Genomic DNA, 16,531 nt, shown 5'->3' on the forward strand with positions numbered 1-16,531 from the left:
GAGCCCGTGCGGCCAGTGCTCGATCCTGGCGATCTCCTCCTCGCTCAGCCCCACGGGGATGAACTGGACGAGGGTGTTCTCCTCGCCGACCACGCCCAGCGCGCCGTAGCCGGCGTCGACCAGCGTGGTGGCGGTCGCCACGATCCTGCGCAGCACCGTCTCCAGGTCGAGGTCGCTGCCGATGGAGACCACGGCCTCCAGCAGCGCGTGCACCCGGTCGCGGGTGGACAGCACGGCGTCGAGCCGCACCTGCAGCTCCGCCAGCAGCTCATCGAGCCGCATCTGCGGCATCAACGGACGGTGCTCGCTCTCCATCCGCCCAGTCTGGCACGTGCCATGACGATCAGGTCGCGGGCAGTGCGGCGGCCAGCAGCACCACGCCCAGTGAGCCCGCCAGCGACGCGATCGCCATGAACCTGGCCAGCTTGGGACGGCCCGCGCCGCTGGCCCAGCCGTGCGCCCCCGCCATGGCCATGACGGCGCAGAACAGCAGCAGCTTGGCCGCCAGGATCCGCCCGTAGCCGGGCTCGGCGAGCATGGCCCAGGTGACGCCCTTGTGCCAGGCGATGGCCACGCCGGTGGCGAGCTGCACCGGCAGGAACACCGCGACGGTGAGCAGCCCGAAGCGCCGGCCGACGGCGGTCAGCACCTGGCCGCGCCGCTCGTCGTCGAGCAGCCGCCGGGCCAGGGGCAGCACCACCAGCGACACCGTGAGCTGCCCGCCGACCCACAGCGCCGCCCCCAGCACGTGCAGGAACCGCACCACCGACCACCACGTCATGCTGTGCCCGCCCTCCTCACCTGTCACGGAGCGCGATCAGGCTACCGGCCGGGCCGGGCGCTGCCGCAGGGTCCTCCTCCTGGGAAAGTCGGGACTTTGGTCCCTGTTCGCGCGCGGGCGGCCGTCGGCAGGCTGTGATGGTGATGTACCAGAACGCAACGGGCAACCGGCTGCTCCGGGAGCTGCCCGAGACGGAGGCGCTGCGTCTGCTGGCCGGCGTGCCGTTCGGCCGGATCGTCTTCACCCGGCACGCGTTGCCCGCGATCCGGCCCGTCAACCATGTGGTGGTGGGCGGGCAGATCGTGATCCGGTCCAGCCCCGGCACGATACTCAGCGCCCACGTGGCGCCGGCGGAGGCCGTGGTGGCGTACGAGGCCGACGACCTGGACGGGTACGAGCGCCTGGGCTGGAGCGTGATCATCACGGGGGTGGCGCGGCTGGTGACCGACCCCGGCGAGGCGGCACGTTTGAGGACGCTGCTGACGCCCTGGGTGGCGGGCGAGATGGAGCAGGTGATCCGCATCCAGCCGGAGATCGTCACCGGCTTCGCCCTGGTGCCCGCGGCGGCCACGGCGTAGGGCGTACATGATTTGATCCGCCCGGATAGTGGGCGTGGTGCCGTCTGATGGGGAACGCTGCCGATGGACAAATCGGGCGCTAACCCCACAGGAGAACACCATGGGCGCTGCCGGCGCACGGCCGTTCGTCATCGATCCCGCGGGCCGCGACATCCACGGCGAGGCCGAGCGCATCCGCGCGCTCGGGCCCGCCGCCCGCGTCGAGCTGCCCGGCGGCGTCCTGGCGTGGGCGGCGAGCGACCAGGCGCTGCTCAGGCGGCTGCTGACCGATCCGCGGGTGTCCAAGGACGCCTACCTGCACTGGCCCGCCTGGATCAAGGGCGAGATCTCGCCGGAGTGGCCGCTGTTCGCGTGGGTGGCCGTCCGGAACATGCTCACCGCGTACGGGCCGGACCACCGGCGGCTGCGCGGCCTGGTCTCCAGCGCCTTCACCGTCCGCCGCACCGCCGCGCTGCGCCCGCGCATCGAGGCGATCACCGAGCAACTGCTCGGCGAGCTGGCCGGACAGCCGCCCGACACGGTGACGGACCTGCGCGAACGGTACGCCTACCCGCTGCCGATCAAGGTGATCTGCGAGCTGTTCGGCATCGCCGACGAGGACACCCGCGAGGAGGTGCGCCACTGCGCCGACTCCTTCTTCCAGATCGGCCGGCCCGACGCCCCCGACACGGCCGCGATCCTGGGGCGGCTGCAGGCCGTCCTGCGCGAGGTCGTCGCCGGCAAGCGTGAGCACCCCGGCGACGACCTGTCCTCCGCGCTGATCGCCGCGCGCGACGAGGAGAACGCGCCGCTGGAGGAGCACGAACTGGTCGACACGCTCATCCTGTTCCTGAGCGCGGGCCACGAGACCACGGTCAACCTGCTCGACAACGCCATCTACGCGATGCTCACCCATCCGGGCCAGCTCGCCCTCGTCCGCTCCGGCAGCGTGAGCTGGGACGAGGTCATCGAGGAGACGCTGCGCAGCCAGGGGCCGATCGCGAACCTGCCGCTCCGCTTCGCCGTCGAGGACATCGACCTCGGCGACGGCCTCGTGCTGCCCGCGGGCGAGCCGATACTCAACTGCTACGGGGCCGCCGGGCGCGACCCGCTCGTGCACGGCCAGGACGCGGCCACGTTCGACGTCACCCGCGCCGTCAAGGAGCACCTGGCCTTCGGGTACGGCGTGCACCGCTGCCTCGGCGCGCCGCTGGCCACGCTGGAGGCCGCGATCGCGCTGCCCGCCCTGTTCGGCCGCTTCCCCGGCATGACGCTGGCCGCGCAGCCGGGCGACCTGCTGCCGCTGGAGTCGTTCATCTCCAACGGGCACCGCGCGCTGCCCGTCCTGCTGTCGGTCTAGATCGGTGCCGTCCGAGCGTACGAAAGGGGGCCCTGTGGAGATCGTCGAGCAGGGCCCGCGCGGGCCGCGATGGGCGGGCGCGGCGGCGCTGCTCGCCCTCCTGGCCGCCGTGCCGCTGATCGTCGTGCTGACCCGCGCCGAGGACGGCGGCGGCCCCCGGCCCGTCGTCTCCCGCGACCCCGTGCGCGAGGACGGCGACGGCCCCAGGCCGGTCGTCTCCCGCGTCCCCGTGCGCGAGGCGGTCAGCGTGACGCCGAACGCCGTGTACCCGGCGGCCGTGGTCGAGGGCGGTACCGGCACGATGCGGGTCACCTTTCCCGACGGGTCGCGGGCCGAGATCACCTACCCGGCGAGGCTGAGCCTGGCCTCGCTGGGGGCGCGGCCGTACGTCGGCGGCACGCTGACCGGCGACGGCGGCGCGGAGTTCCGCGCGCTGACCGCGCCCCTCTACGGCGAGGCGGAGACCGCCGCGGGCCGCGCCATGCTCCGCCCGCTCACCGCGAACGTCAGCGTCTGGCCGGGGCCGCCCGGGGTGGACGCCGCCGGCCAGGTGCTGCTGTTCCGCTTCGGCGACTGGCGGCTCGCCCTCCAGGACGAGCCGATGGGGATGACGTTCGAGCAGCGCCTGGCCTGGGCCGCCAACCTGCGCGGCACGCACGGCCCGGACGGCTTCCTCACCCTGTCGGCGGGCGGCCCGCTGCGGCTGGCGCGGCCCGGCGAGACCCGCGCCGGCAGGCTCGTCGGGCCGCAGCTCTGGCTGGGCGGGCTGAGCCGCCGCATGCTGGTGGTGGCGCCGGTGCCCGGCTGCGGGCGGCTGGGCGAGGCGCCGGTCGTGCTCGACGCCCGGCACGCCATCGCGGGCAGCGCCTGCCGGGACGGCTACTACCTGGCCGCGTCCGGCGACCGCGGCTTCGTGCGCGCCGCCGTCGAGGACGTCCGGGTCCGCCCGGCACCATGAACAAGCCTCGTATTGTTCACCGATCCTTGACGCGGGTGTCTTTCCCTGACAAGCGGAGAAAGGCGATCATGACGGTGTCCGTCACCCCCTTCGCAAGGAGGCTCCGTGCACACTCCGCCGCGCCCTTCCTGGCCGGTACGGCTCGCCGTCGTCCTCGCCGCCCTCGTCTCCCTCGCCGGACTAGCGGGGGTCGCGCCCGCCAACGCCGCGGTCTACAACTCCTGCACCATCTCCCGCTGCGCCGACGCCCGCTCGGCCAGCTCCATCTGGGCCTCCAAGGGCTACCCCACCAGCGCCGGCTGGTACTCCTGGCCCGACGGCAGATACAACTACACCGGCGGGCGCCACTACAACCGCGAGGGGCAACTGCCCGCGAACGCGACCTACTACGAGTACGACGTCTACTCCCGGGCCCGTGGCGCCGCGCGTGACGCGTACCGGATCGTCGTCAACCGCAGCACCGGCGCCGTCTGGTTCTCGCCCAACCACTACACCGACTTCTACCGGCTCTAGGGAACGCCCATGAACTCAGCCCCGCGTCCGCTGCCCCCATGGCTGACGGTGTCGACCGGCCGGGTCGTGGACGGGCGGGCGTGCAGGACCCGCGCCGCCTTCTTCGAGGAGGTGGCGCGGGCGCTGCGCTTCCCCGGCTACTTCGGCCGCAACTGGGACGCGCTCACCGACTGCCTGCGCGACATCGGCGCCGTCACGCTCATCGTCCGGCACGCCGAGGAACTGCTGGCCGACGAGCCCCCCGAGCAGCTCGCCACATTGCTGACCGTGCTCGCCGACGCCTCCAGCGACGGGCTGGCCGTGACGCTGTGCACCGACGCCGGGCACGACGCCGCGCTGCGCGAACGCCTCGCCGCCGCCCTCTCCTGAGCCGGGTCAGCCCTGCAGATAACGCAGGACGGCCAGGACGCGGCGGTGGTCGTTGTCGGACGGGGCCAGGCCGAGCTTGGTGAAGATCTGCGTGACGTGCTTCTCCACCGACCCGTACGACAGGAACAGGCTCTCGGCGATGGCGCTGTTGGAGCGGCCCTGCGCCATCATGGCCAGCACCTCGCGTTCCCGGGGCGTCAGCAGCGCCAGCGCGTCGCCGCGCCTGCTGGCCCCCATGAGCTGGGTGACGACCTCCGGATCGAGCACGGTCTCCCCGGCCGCGACGCGGCCGAGGGCCGACAGGAAGTCCTTGACGTCGGTGACGCGCTCCTTGAGCAGGTAACCGATCCCGCGCGCGCCGCCCGCCAGGAGCTGGGCGGCGTAGTGCGTCTCGATGTACTGCGAGAACACCAGCAGCCCCAGCTCCGGATGGTCGCGCCGAACCCGGATCGCGGCCCGCAGCCCCTCGTCGGTGTGCGTGGGCGGCATGCGCACGTCCACCACGGCCACGTCGGGGCGGTGCTCGGCCACGGCCGCCACCAGCGCGTCCCCGTCGCCGACGGCGGCCGGCACCTCGTGGCCGCGCGTGGTGAGCAGCAGGCACAGGCCGTCGCGGAGCACCACGGCGTCCTCGGCTATCACGATGCGCATGGGGGCCGTCCGTTCACGCGCGCAGGGGCAGGTCGACGATCACCACCGTAGGTCCTCCGGCGGGGCTGTGGATCGCCAGCTCGCCGTCCACCACCCGGACGCGGTCGTTCAGGCCGCGCAGCCCCGACCCGTCGGCCGGCCCTCCGTACGCCAGGACGGCGCCGCCCGCGCCGTCGTCCCGCACGTGCAGGCGCAGCCGCCCGCCGGTGGCCCGCAGCCGGATCGCGGCCTGCCGGGCACCGCTGTGCTTGGCCACGTTGGCCAGCAGCTCGGCCGTGCAGTAGAACGCGATGGTCTCGACGGCGGGCGAGGGCCGCTCGGCCAGCTCGGCGTCCAGGTCCACGGGCAGCGGGCTGCGCGCGGCCAGCGTCGCCAGGGCCACCTCCAGGCCCTTGTCCAGGGCTGGCGGGTGGATGCCGCGCAGCAGGTCGGTCAGCTCCGACAGGGTGTCCTTGGCGCCGCGGTGCGCGCCGTCGACCAGGGCGCGGGCGCGCTCCAGGTCGCCGTCCTCGCCGAGCTCCTCCTTGGCCATGCTGAGGGTCATGGCCAGCGCGGTCAGCCGGGCGGCCGTCCCGTCGTGCAGGTCCCGCTCCACCCGCCGCAGCGCGGCTGCGGCGTCCTCCACGGCCAGGGTCCTGGTCTCCTCCAGCGTACGGATGCGCGCCTGGGCGGGAGGGAGGCCGAGCAGCGTACGCGCCAGCATCCGCTCCGGCACCAGCGCGAGGTGCACCACCATGGGGGCCAGCAGCAGCAGCCCCAGGCCCAGCACGCCCAGCAGCAGCGCGCCCGGCCAGCCGCCCGGCGCCGGGAGGCCGGGGACCTGCCACCACAGCGGGCACGTCAGCAGCACCAGGCCGAGGCCCCACGTCGCGGCGGCCCCGGCCAGGGCCAGCGCGGCGGCGGGCAGGCGGACCACGGCGTGGATGATCGCCCGCCAGCCCGCCACGTCTCCCAGCGCCGTGCCCAGCCGGTTCAGCGCACCCCTCGCCGGGCGGTAGGGGGCGGGCGGCGGGACGTCCGCGACCGCCAGCGTCCGCGCCAGCCACCGGTTGGCGGCGCCGAGCCTTCTGGCTCCCAGTACGCAGGCCGCCAGGAGAGGCAGGCCCACCACGTAGGTGGAGGTCACCAGGGCCGCCAGGACGATCAGCAGGTGGGCCAGGCCCAGGGCGGCCATCAGGGGGACCGTCAACGTGTAGCCGAGCTCGCGCCAGATCCGCACCGGGCCCGCCTCCTTTCTTGCGTTGTTCTCAGGCTGACGTGGCTGGGGCTGGGGGGCCACCCGGTGGGCCCCCGGGGGTTGTCCCGAAGGCTGTTCGGAGGAGCTTCCCGTGGTGCTCGATGGGAGGGGCGGGTGAGGGTGGGGCTCGGATCATCGAGGGAGATCGGATCATCGAGGGAGAGGAGTGCTGACATGTTCCGCAAGTCCGCGAGCTCGGCGGCGGGGCTGACGATGGTGGTGGTGCTGGGGCTGGTGGGGCCGGCCCAGGCGGCTCAGAGGACGGCCGCCCACGCGACGGCGGTGCCGGCGGGGGCCGCGCCGATCGTGTGGCGGGCGTGTGGCGGGGAGGGGGTGCCCGCCGGGATGGAGTGCGGCGCGCTCGACGTCCCCGCGGACTGGTCGAAGCCGCGCGGCAAGCAGGTCAGGCTGAACCTGGCCAGGTTGCCGGCCACCGACCCGGCGCGCCGCGTCGGCAGCGTCCTCGGCGTCCCCGGCGGCCCTGGCCGCGACGGCATCGAGGACCTCAAGCTGGCCGCACCCGACCTGACCGAGCTGCGCCGCCGCTTCGACCTCGTCGGCTACCGCCCGCGCGCCACGGTCTGGGCCGCGACCGCCGCCGCGGAGTGCGGCAAGCCCGGCGTCGCCCTGCACGACCCGCGCGACCGCCGCGACTTCGAGGCCATGGCGGCGTCGATGGCCAAGGCGTTCGCGGCGTGCGGGAGGGCCGACACGACGGGCCTGTTCGCGCACCTGGACGCGCTGTCCGTCGCCAGGGACATGGACGCCGTCCGCCGGGCCCTCGGCGAGGAGCGGCTGAGCTTCATGGCCAGCTCCTACGGCGGGGTGGTCGCGGCCGCGTACAGCAGGCTGTTCCCGCAGCGCATCAGGGCCATGTACCTGGACGGCGTGATCAACCAGACCAAGGGCTGGCCCGCCGTCCACCTGGTGTCGGCCGCCGGCGTGGAGGCGGCGCTGGAGCGGTTCGGCCGCTGGTGCGCGGCGACGCCCGCGTGCGCGCTGCACGGCGAGGACGCGGCGGAGGCCTGGCGGCGGCTCACCCGCGACGCCGATCGCGAGCCCATCCCGGTCACGTCCGAGGAGTTCGGCGAGGGGAAGCTGACCGGCTGGCACCTGCGCAGCTTCGGCTTCATCCCCGACCCCGGCCCGGATCACTCCCGGTGGTTGACGCTGGCCGAGAACGTGGACAGGGCGCGGCGCGGTGACGGCTCGGGGTTCGCGGACTTCGTCCTGGGCAACGCGCGCGCCTGGGCGATGCCCGTGGCGCTGGCCATGACCTGCGGTGACGGGCGCGGCTACCCCGGCTGGGACCGGCTCCAGGAGTACCGGCGCGACGCGCGCGAGGTCGCGCCGAGCTTCGCGGGTGCGGCGTTCGACTCGCTGGGCTGCTCGGGCTGGACGGAGCCGGTGGCCAACCCGGCGCGCCCGCTGGACGTGCGCGGGCTGCCGCCGATGCTCGGCGCGGGGACGCTGGAGGGGGACTTCCCGTGGACCGAGATGTTCACCCGGATGGTGCCGGGGTCGGTGAGCTTGGGGTACGACGGACCCGGGCACGTGCTCTACCTGTCGGGCAAGAAGTGCCCGATCGCGTACGCCACCGCGTACCTGACGGAGCTGAGGCTGCCCGCGCCGGGGACCGTCTGCCCGGCGGAGTGACGCCCCTTGACGGTCGGTCCAGCTCGTATCTAGGCTGCCCCGAAATGGCAATGATTATCACTTCGCGAGAGATGGGTGAGGGTATGGGGGTGGCCGACGCGTACGAGAGATCGGCGGAGTTCCTCGACGTGATGATCGCGCCCGCCTGGGCGGCGCTGGGGCCGGCGCTGGCACGGGCACTGCGCGGGGTCACCGGCCCCGTCGTGGACGTGGGCGCGGGCGGCGGGCACGGCACGCGGGTGATCGCGGACGCGGTCCCCGGCGCGCCGATCGTGGCGGTCGAGCCGTCGCCGGGGCTGCGGGCCGCCCTGCTGGCCCGCGTCTGCGAGGACGCCGGGCTGCGCGACCGGGTGACCGTCCTGCCGGAGCGGCTGTTCGGCCCGCCCCCGCCCGACCGGCCGGACGACCCGACCCTGCCCGACCGGCTGGGTGCCGTTGTCCTGATGAACGTCATCGGGCACTTCGACGCGGCCGCGCGCGACCGCCTCTGGCGGTTGCTGGCCGACCGGCTCGTGCCCGGCGGCCGGGCGGTGCTGAACCTGCCGCCGCCCGCCCAGCCGGTCGCCGTCCCCCTGACGCGGTTCTGCGACATCCGGGCGGGACGGCGCAGGTACGAGGGGTGGGGCCGGGCCGAACCCGCCGGGCCGGGCCTGGTCACCTGGCACATGACGTACCGGACGTTCGACGCCGACCGGCCGGTCGGCGAGGTGACGGCGAGCTACGACTGGTGGGTGCTCGACCAGAAGCGGCTGGAGGCGGAGACGGGCGAGCACGGCCTGCTGGCGTCCGGCACCGGTCCGGTAGAGCTCGGCATGTACGTCATCCAGCGGGCCGCCGGGTGACCACCTCCGCGATGTGCGCGTTGCGGCGGACGATGAGCCTGGTCAGGTAGCGCTCCAGCACCAGGATCTCCGCCAGCCGGCCCAGCGGGGGCAGGGGGGCGGCGAAGTCGACGACGTCCGTCATGAGCGTGGCCGCGCCGTCGTCGGCCGCCTCGAACGTGTGGGCGTGGCGCCAGCGCCGGAACGGGCCCGTCACCTGCTCGTCCACGAAGTACGCAGGGCGGGTGCAGGCGCTGATCGTGGAGGTGAGGTGCCAGGTCAGGCCGAAGTGGCGGGCGCGCCAAGTGACCTGGTCGCCCAGGGCGAGCCGCCCTGACGTGACGCCCGCCACCGCCCGCTCGCCCGTGTGGGCGAACGCGGAGGTGTGCAGGTCCACCGACAGGGACGTGTCGAAGACGACCGGGGGCGGCGCCTGGACGAGGGTGATCACCTCGAAGCGGGGCAAGCGGCGTCTCCTAGAAGCGGCGGAGCAGTTCGTCGGCTGCGGCGAAGGTGGCGACCACGTCGGCAGCGGTCCGCACCCCCTCCCCCACGCCCTTCACCAGGCCCACTCCCTGACCGGCGTACACGTAGGCGGTGTCGAAGTCGCCCGCCGTCCGTGCCGCCGCCAGCTCCTCGCGCGCCGCCTCGTCCCCGGCCAGTTCCTCCTCCCGCCCTTCCCACCGCCCGAAGAACGCGTTACGCAACGCCCGCCCGCCGAACTCCGGCGGCCAGGCCAGCCGCTGCGCCACGTCGAAGACCCGCCCGTACGCGGTGCCGGTCTCCTCGGTGGCCAGCACCCGCGCCCGGGCGGCCCCGGACAGCAGCGTCTCGGCGCACCCGAGGAACGCCGTCCCCGCCCAGCCGCCCGCAGCGCCGGCGGCGAGGACGGCGGCCAGGCCACGGGCGGTGGCGATGCCGCCGGCGGCGAGCACCGGGACGGTCACCTCCTCCAGCACCCCCTGCAGCAGCGGCAGCATGGCCACCTCGGCGCGCCCGTGCCCGCCGCCCTCGCCGCCCCTGGCGACCACGACGTCCGCCCCGGCGGCCTCCGCCTGGAGCGCTTCCCTGGTGGTGCCCGCCTGGACGGCGACGGTGATGCCGGCGTCGCGCAGCGGCCGGACGTACGGGGTGAAGTCCCCGAAGCTCACGGAGACCAGCGCGGGCCGGGCCTCCAGGGCGGCGGCGAGCTGGTCGGGGTGGCCGGGCAGTGCCCAGGCCATCAGCCCGATGCCGTACGGCCGCCCGCCGGCGGCGGCGACGGCGGCCTGTTCGGCGATCCACGAGCCGGGCGCGGAGGCGGGCACGCCGATCATGCCGAGCGCGCCCGCCGAGGAGACGGCGGCGGCCAGCCGCCCGTCCCCGACGCTCGCCATCGGCGCGCCGACCAGCGGCACGTCCAGCCCGAAACGCTCGGTCAGCCAGGTACGTGGCATGTGTCGCTCCTCAAGCCCGCGCTCTCACGGCGGGCGGCTCTCGGCCTGCGCGACCGGTTACTGCAGGTAGCTCTCGACCTGGGAGACCGGCGCCGCCTGGGCGTCGTCCGGGTCGAGCCCGGCCGACTGCCGGGCGCGGCGGCGGCGCAGCAGGTCCCAGCACTGGTCGAGGGTCTCCTCCAGGTGGGCGATCCGGGCGTGCTGCTCGGGCCCCGCGGACTCGCGCTGGGAGAGCAGCTCGTGCTCCTCGTCCACGAGGGCGTGAATGCGCTGGAGAATCTGCTGGTCGTCCATCCGATGCCTTCCGTTCGCGGGACCCGCCGTGCCAGGTGAGGATCCACCGTACATGGCCCGGCGGCGCGGCCTCGCACCGGCCGGAGGCGAATTTCTCGCACCACGCATATCGGCGCGGCAATAAATTTCAGCCGCCTCCCCGGCGGAGGTCCGCTATTCGAGATGCGTAATCTTCTTATTCCGTTCCAGGAAGTACCGTTCCAAGGTCGCTTACGTCGATCATGGGTCGCGGCAAATCAAGATCCGTGTGCAATCGTACGGTCCTGTTGGTGAAAAGCCGCGCGCTGCAGGGTGATGTGTATGGATTTCAAGATCCTCGGGCCGATCGAGGTTCGTACCTCTCTCGGGAGACCGATCGTGCTCGGCCGCAGAAAACAACGGGTGCTGCTGGCCGCCCTGCTGCTCAACGTGGGAAAGGCGATACCCAGCCGGCGCATGCTCGACTGGCTCTGGGGCGAACGTGCGCCCGCCACCGCGGAGTCGAACCTCTACACCTACATCTCCGCGCTGCGCAAGGTGCTCGGTTCCCCCTCTCGCATCGAGGCGGGCTCGAACGGTTACATGCTGCGCGTCACGCCGGGCGAGGTGGATGTCACGCTGTTCGAGGATCTCGCCGCGCAGGGGCAGCTGGCGTTGTCGGCCGGCCGGCACGACGTCGCGCTCGAACGGCTGACGCGGGCCCTGTGCCTGTGGCGTGGCGAGTCCGTCCTGGAGGAGTTACCCCTGCCCGCGCCGCTGCGCTGTGAGGCGGCGCGGCTGGAGCGGCTGCGGGCGACCGTCGTGGACGCCTCGCTGGAGGCCAGGCTGGCGCTCGGCCAGCACGGCGAGATGCTCGCCGACCTGGAGACGCTGACCCACAGGGACCCGCTGAACGAGCGGCTGCGGACCCAGCTCATGCTGGCGTTGTACCGTTCCGGCCGCAGGGCCGACGCGCTGACCGTCTACCAGAGCGCGCGGATGACGCTGGCCGCGGAGGTCGGCATCGATCCGGGACCCGACCTGGTCCGCATGCACCAGCGCATCCTGGCCGACGACCCGGCGCTGACGCCGCCGCCCGCCGTCGCCGCGCGCAGGGCGCCGGCCGAGTTGCCCATCGGCGCGGCGGCCTTCACCGGCCGCGGCGCCGAGGTCTCCCGCCTGTGCACGAAGCTGGGCGCCGTCGCGGGCACGGCCGCCATCTCGGCGATCACCGGCGCCGCCGGGGTCGGCAAGTCGGCGCTGGCCGTGCACGTCGCCCACCAGGTCGCGGGCCGCTACCCGGACGGCCGGCTCTACGTGGACCTGCACGGCTCCACACCCGGCGTCGCGCCGCTGCATCCCGCCGACGTCCTGGCCCGCCTGCTGCGCTCGCTCGGCGACGACGCGGCGGCGGGGCCCGAGGGGCGGCTCGGCGTGGACGAGGCCGCGGCCCGCTTCCGTTCGCTGACCGACGGCAGGCACCTGCTGCTCCTGCTGGACAACGCCCGCGACGCCGCGCAGGTGCGCCCGCTGCTGCCGGCCAGCCCCACCTGCCGCGTGCTGGTCACCGCGCGCAGGATGCTCACCTCACTGGACGGCGCCGCGCACTTCCGCCTGGGTGTGATGACCGAGGAGGAGACCGGCATGCTGCTCGGCCGCCTGATCGGCGAGGAGCGCGTGGCGGCCGAGCAGCGGGCGGCGGGCGCGATCGTCCGGCTGTGCGGAGGGCTGCCGCTGGCGGTCAGGATCGCCGCCGCCCGGCTGATCGCCCGTCCCGGGCTGTCGCTGCGCGCCCTGGCCGACCGGCTGGCGGTCGAGGAGCACCGCCTGTCCGAGCTGCAGGCCGACGACCAGGCCGTGCGGGCGTACTTCATGATGAGCTACCGCAGCCTGGACACCGAGTCGTCGCGGATGTTCCGGCTGCTGAGCCTGCTCGGCGGCGGCGCCATCAGCGTCACGGCCGCCGCGGCGCTGGCCGACCGCTCCGAGCCGCGCGCCGGCGACCTGCTGGACCACCTGGCCGAGGCCCAGCTCCTGGAGGTGTGCGGGCACGACCGGTACCGCATGCACGACCTGCTCTGCCTGTTCGCGCGCGAGCGCGCCAGGGAGGAGGACACCGAGGAGGACCAGGCGCAGGCCGTCCGGCGGGCGCGCCGCGACGTCTGGACGCCGCCCGCCGGGCCGCCCCTGCACCCCGCCGTCCCGGCCGCCCAGGCATCGGCCCAGCCGATCACCTACATGCCCGTGAGGAGCTGAGACCGGGAAATCATCCGCATTCACCGGGAGATTCGATCGATAAGTCTCCCGAAGATCCACTCCCAGCGCTTTTCTTCTTCACTGTCACGCCGCCCGCCGTCCACCTATACACATTTGTATGGCACGGGGTGTAGCCGGATTCGACATTGTTGGCGCCATGTCTCACCTTTTCTCGCCGCCGAGAAGAAGGCCGGGCACCAGCGGAATTCGCGCGAACCGGGAAGGGCGGCCGTGTCCGAGCTCATCGGCGTAGACGAGTGTGAAAGTTTCACCGTAAAACAGGTCCAGGATCTGTACAGAAGGTATGTCAGCCGCAGCCAGGTCAACCTCATGACCTCCTTCGGTTTCGGCCGGGAACTCGTCGAGAGCGCGCAGGGCGCGCGGATCAGGACGCGCGACGGCCGCGAGGTGCTTGACGTCACCGGCGGGGTGGGGGTGCTCAACCACGGCCACAACCACCCCCGCATCCTGGAGGCGCGGCGCCGTTTCGCCGAGCGCCGGCGGATGGAGGTGCACAAGGCGTTCTTCTCGCCGTACGTGGCCGCGCTCAGCCACAACATCGCCGAGCTGCTGCCGGGCGACCTGAACATCTCCTACTTCCCGAACTCCGGCGCCGAGGCGAACGAGGGCGCCGTCAAGATGGCGTACAAGTACCACGGGGGCCGCCGCAACACGATCCTCCGCTCCGACATCAGCTTCCACGGCAAGACCCTGGGCGCGGGCAGCCTGACGGGCTCGTCGGAGAACTCCTTCCGCTTCCCCGGCCTGCCCGGCATCGTCGTCCACCCGTACGGCGACCTCGCGGCCGTCCGCGCGGCCGTCGAGGCGGCCCGCACGCCCGGCGGCGAGTGCGACGTCTACGCGATCATGGTGGAGCCGTACAGCGCGTCGAGCATGCGCTGCTGGTCGGAGAGCGACCTGTACGAGCTGCGCCGGCTCTGCGACGCCCACGACATCATGCTGATCTTCGACGAGGTGTACACGGGCTGGGGCAAGACGGGCAGCCTCTTCTACTTCATGCGCTACCCGGACCTGCTGCCCGACGTCCTCGTCTACTCCAAGTCGCTCGGCGGCGGCAAGGCGTCGATCGCCGGTTACACCGCCCGCGAGCGCGTCTTCCGCAAGGCCTACGACCGGCTCTCGGACGTCATCCTGCACAGCACCACGTACTACGGGTTCGGCGAGGAGACCGTCACCGCGATCGAGGCCGTCAACATCATCGTCGAGGACGACTACCCCGCCAGGGCGCGGCAGATCGAGCGCATCCTCGGCCCCGGCCTGAACAACATCTGCAAGCGCCACCCCGACGTGGTCGGCCGGGTGAGCGGGGTGGGCGCGCTGTGGGGCGTGTTCCTGAGCGGCGGCCCCAGGGTGCTCGACCTGGCGGCCAAGCTCGCGCCGGGCTTCTCCGGCGACCCGCAGTTCCGCACCAAGCTGATCACGCTGTCGGTGATCGCGGAGCTCTACCGCGAGCACGGCATCGTCTCCTACTACAGCCCGAACGCCGACAACCCCCTGGTCGTCGCGCCGACCCTGGCCATCGAGCCGGAGGACGTCGAGTACTTCCTGGACAGCCTCGACAAGACGCTGGCCAAGGGCCTGCCGCGGCTGCTCGCCCGGTTCGTACGGGAGAAGGTGGGGTCGCGATGGCCCGCCGGGTCGTAGTCACCGGCAGCGCCGGGATGCTCGGCGGCCACCTGACCCGCAGGCTCGCGCTCGACGGCCACCACGTGGTCGGGGTGGACCTGCGCCCCCCGGCCGATCCGCTGCCCGCGGTGGAGCACCGGATCGGCGACGTGCGCGACCTGCCGCTGATGACGGAGGTCATGACCGGCGCGGACGCGGTCGTCCACTGCGCGGGCGCGCTGCCGAGCTATCCGGCCGAGCAGATCCACGACCTGATCGTCACGGGGACCGGCACGGTCCTGGAGGCCGGGCGCCTGGCGGGCGTGGAGCGGCTGGTGCACATCTCCTCCACCGCCGTGTACGGCCTGCCGGAGCTGGTGCCCACCCCTGAGGACCATCCGCGCGCCCCGGTCGACCCCTACACCAGGGCGAAGGCGGCGGCGGAGGAACTGGCGGAGAAGTACCGGGCCAACGGCATGTGCGTGCCCGTCCTGCGCCCCAAGACGTTCCTCGGCCCCGGCCGGATGGGCCTGTTCGCGATGTTGTTCGAGTGGGCCGAGGAGGGCCGCAACTTCCCGGTGCTCGGCAAGGGGGACAAGCGCATCCAGATGTTCGCGATCGAGGACCTGGTGGACGCCGTGACCCTCGTGCTCGACGCGCCCGCCCCCGTCGCGGACGACACCTACAACCTGGCCGCCGCCGAGTTCGGCACGCTGCGCGAGGACTTCCAGGCGGTGCTCGACGCGGCCGGCCACGGCAAGCGGGTCGTCTCGCTGCCCGCCGGACCGGCCCTGGCCGGGCTGCGGCTGCTGGAGCGCAGCCGGCTGTCCCCGGTGTACGGGCGGCTGGCACGCAAGCTGCTCGCCGACTCCTACGTCAGCATCGACAAGGCCCGTGAACGGCTCGGCTTCCGCCCGGGGCTGTCCAACAGGGACGCGATCCTGCGCACGTACGCGTGGTGGCGGGAGAACCGGGCGACCGGCGCGAGGCGCGGCGCGACCAGCCGGGACGCGTGGCGGCAGGGTGCGCTGTCGCTGGCGAAGGTCTTCTTCTGAGCTATCGGGGTGAAGCATGCGCCTTGTCGAATCGCCTGACGTTCCAGACAGCCCGCAGCGCCAAGGGGCCGCCCAGGAGGTGACACAGGAGGTGGTGCAGGAGCGGGCCGTGGAGACCCGCAGGCGTCCGATCGCGGATCTGGCCGCCCTGATCCGCCCCTCCCACGCGGCCAAGGCGATCCTGCTCGTGCCCGTGGCGCTCATCGGCGCGACCGCGCCCAGCCCGGCCGAGGTGGCCGGCGTGCTGTGGGCCACGGTGGCGTTCATGGTCGCCTCCGCCGCCGTCTACATCGGCAACGACATCGCCGACCGGCACCGCGACCGGCTCCACCCGGTCAAGTGCCACCGGCCCATCGCGGCCGGGCGGGTGGGGGTGCCGACCGCCGCGGTCTGCTGCGCCGTCCTGCTGGCGGTGCTCGCGGCCGTCGTCGCGCGGGCGCCGGTGGAGTCCTGGCCGGTGCTGGTCTACCTGGTGCTCAACATCGCCTACAGCCGCCTGCTCAAGCACCTCCCGCTGATCGACGTGGGCACGGTCGCCGCCGGGTTCGTGCTGCGCGTCGTGCAGGGGTACGAGGTGACCGGCGACCGGGTGCCCGGCTGGCTGCTGGTCACGGTGTTCTCGATGGCGCTGCTGCTGCTCATCGGCAAGCGCCGCCAGGAGCTGCTGGAGGGCGGGGCCGTGCACCGGCCCGCGCTGTGCGGCTACTCGATGGAGCTGACCAACTGGCTGCTGCAGATCGCCTCCGTGCTGGCCCTCGTGTCCGGCCTGATGTACCTGCGCGACGAGGGGCCGTTCGGCCCGCAGCACGGCCCGACGGCCATGATGCTGTCCACCCCGTTCGCGCTGTTCGCCCTCTTCCGGTACCTGCAGATCCAGCTCGTGCACAACGAGGGCGGCGACCCGGTGCGGGTGCTGCTGCGCGACCGCGTGATGGTCGCCAACTCGATGGTGTGGGCCGCCGCCCTGGGCGTGACGCTCGTGCTCGTCCACCTGTGAGAACGA

General features: G+C 73.4%; 17 protein-coding genes and 1 pseudogene. 11 read left to right on the forward strand and 7 right to left on the reverse strand.

Annotated elements, in window-relative coordinates; genetic code table 11:
* Both FXF51_RS03055 and FXF51_RS03060 read right to left on the reverse strand, forming a co-directional pair.
* A pseudogene (locus FXF51_RS03055) lies at nt 1–315 on the reverse strand (histidine kinase); the annotation flags it as partial.
* A 28-nt stretch (nt 316–343) separates the two neighbouring features.
* Complete coding sequence (locus tag FXF51_RS03060) at nt 344–781, reverse strand: hypothetical protein (protein ID WP_148432706.1); 438 nt, start codon at nt 779–781, stop codon at nt 344–346.
* A gap of 143 nt (nt 782–924) precedes the next feature.
* Here FXF51_RS03060 and FXF51_RS03065 point away from each other — a divergent pair, with 143 nt between their 5' ends.
* From FXF51_RS03065 to FXF51_RS03085, 5 genes are all read left to right on the forward strand, one after another.
* The gene (locus tag FXF51_RS03065) at nt 925–1,359 is read left to right on the forward strand and encodes a pyridoxamine 5'-phosphate oxidase family protein (protein ID WP_148432707.1); all 435 of its coding nucleotides are present in this window, start codon (nt 925–927) and stop codon (nt 1,357–1,359) included.
* 100 nt (nt 1,360–1,459) lie between these two features.
* Nucleotides 1,460–2,698 (forward strand): cytochrome P450 family protein, encoded by a 1,239-nt coding sequence (locus FXF51_RS03070; protein ID WP_148432708.1) that lies wholly within the window; start codon nt 1,460–1,462, stop codon nt 2,696–2,698.
* Nucleotides 2,699–2,732: 34 nt separating this feature from the next.
* Nucleotides 2,733–3,656 carry a hypothetical protein gene (locus tag FXF51_RS03075; RefSeq protein ID WP_148432709.1) on the forward strand — a complete coding sequence of 308 codons (924 nt, stop codon included), beginning with the start codon at nt 2,733–2,735 and terminating at the stop codon, nt 3,654–3,656.
* Between the two features lie 105 nt (nt 3,657–3,761).
* A complete protein-coding gene (locus FXF51_RS03080; RefSeq protein WP_148432710.1) occupies nt 3,762–4,169 on the forward strand; it encodes a ribonuclease domain-containing protein in 408 nt (135 codons plus the stop codon).
* A gap of 9 nt (nt 4,170–4,178) precedes the next feature.
* Nucleotides 4,179–4,538 carry a barstar family protein gene (locus FXF51_RS03085; protein ID WP_148432711.1) on the forward strand — a complete coding sequence of 120 codons (360 nt, stop codon included), beginning with the start codon at nt 4,179–4,181 and terminating at the stop codon, nt 4,536–4,538.
* Between the two features lie 6 nt (nt 4,539–4,544).
* Here the strand turns inward: FXF51_RS03085 and FXF51_RS03090 are convergent, their stop codons facing one another.
* Nucleotides 4,545–5,189 (reverse strand): LuxR C-terminal-related transcriptional regulator, encoded by a 645-nt coding sequence (locus FXF51_RS03090; protein ID WP_148432712.1) that lies wholly within the window; start codon nt 5,187–5,189, stop codon nt 4,545–4,547.
* A 13-nt stretch (nt 5,190–5,202) separates the two neighbouring features.
* Nucleotides 5,203–6,408 carry a sensor histidine kinase gene (locus FXF51_RS03095; protein ID WP_148432713.1) on the reverse strand — a complete coding sequence of 402 codons (1,206 nt, stop codon included), beginning with the start codon at nt 6,406–6,408 and terminating at the stop codon, nt 5,203–5,205.
* Between the two features lie 192 nt (nt 6,409–6,600).
* Between FXF51_RS03095 and FXF51_RS03100 the strand changes: the two genes are divergently transcribed.
* Nucleotides 6,601–8,082, forward strand: coding sequence for an alpha/beta fold hydrolase (locus FXF51_RS03100; RefSeq protein ID WP_148432714.1), 1,482 nt, complete (start codon nt 6,601–6,603; stop codon nt 8,080–8,082).
* A gap of 71 nt (nt 8,083–8,153) precedes the next feature.
* Complete coding sequence (locus FXF51_RS03105) at nt 8,154–8,924, forward strand: methyltransferase (protein ID WP_262379257.1); 771 nt, start codon at nt 8,154–8,156, stop codon at nt 8,922–8,924.
* On the opposite strand, the gene FXF51_RS03110 is transcribed toward FXF51_RS03105, so the two are convergent.
* Genes FXF51_RS03110 through FXF51_RS03120 form a run of 3 tightly spaced genes read right to left on the reverse strand, consistent with a single transcriptional unit; the run spans nt 8,902 to nt 10,633 of the window.
* Nucleotides 8,902–9,369, reverse strand: coding sequence for an SRPBCC family protein (locus tag FXF51_RS03110; RefSeq protein WP_148432715.1), 468 nt, complete (start codon nt 9,367–9,369; stop codon nt 8,902–8,904). The two genes, FXF51_RS03105 and FXF51_RS03110, sit on opposite strands and share 23 nt — an antisense overlap.
* A gap of 10 nt (nt 9,370–9,379) precedes the next feature.
* Nucleotides 9,380–10,339: an NAD(P)H-dependent flavin oxidoreductase gene (locus tag FXF51_RS03115; protein WP_148432716.1), complete on the reverse strand. Its 960-nt coding sequence runs from the start codon at nt 10,337–10,339 to the stop codon at nt 9,380–9,382.
* A 57-nt stretch (nt 10,340–10,396) separates the two neighbouring features.
* A complete protein-coding gene (locus FXF51_RS03120; RefSeq protein WP_148432717.1) occupies nt 10,397–10,633 on the reverse strand; it encodes a DUF2630 family protein in 237 nt (78 codons plus the stop codon).
* Nucleotides 10,634–10,933: 300 nt separating this feature from the next.
* On the opposite strand from FXF51_RS03120, the gene FXF51_RS03125 reads away from it, so the two are divergent.
* The 4 genes from FXF51_RS03125 (at nt 10,934) to FXF51_RS03140 (ending at nt 16,525) form a co-directional block, all read left to right on the forward strand.
* On the forward strand, nt 10,934–12,847 hold the full coding sequence (locus FXF51_RS03125; RefSeq protein WP_187414145.1) for an AfsR/SARP family transcriptional regulator: 1,914 nt from the start codon (nt 10,934–10,936) through the stop codon (nt 12,845–12,847).
* Nucleotides 12,848–13,177: 330 nt separating this feature from the next.
* Nucleotides 13,178–14,512, forward strand: coding sequence for an aspartate aminotransferase family protein (locus FXF51_RS03130; RefSeq protein WP_262379258.1), 1,335 nt, complete (start codon nt 13,178–13,180; stop codon nt 14,510–14,512).
* The gene (locus FXF51_RS03135; protein ID WP_148432720.1) at nt 14,494–15,528 is read left to right on the forward strand and encodes an NAD-dependent epimerase/dehydratase family protein; all 1,035 of its coding nucleotides are present in this window, start codon (nt 14,494–14,496) and stop codon (nt 15,526–15,528) included. Before FXF51_RS03130 ends, FXF51_RS03135 begins: the two co-directional genes overlap by 19 nt.
* A gap of 16 nt (nt 15,529–15,544) precedes the next feature.
* Complete coding sequence (locus tag FXF51_RS03140; RefSeq protein ID WP_222871106.1) at nt 15,545–16,525, forward strand: UbiA prenyltransferase family protein; 981 nt, start codon at nt 15,545–15,547, stop codon at nt 16,523–16,525.
* The last annotated feature ends 6 nt before the right edge of the window (nt 16,526–16,531 follow it).

The organism is Nonomuraea sp. PA05 (assembly GCF_008086045.1).
In the GTDB taxonomy this organism is placed as follows: Bacteria; Actinomycetota; Actinomycetes; order Streptosporangiales; family Streptosporangiaceae; genus Nonomuraea; species Nonomuraea monospora.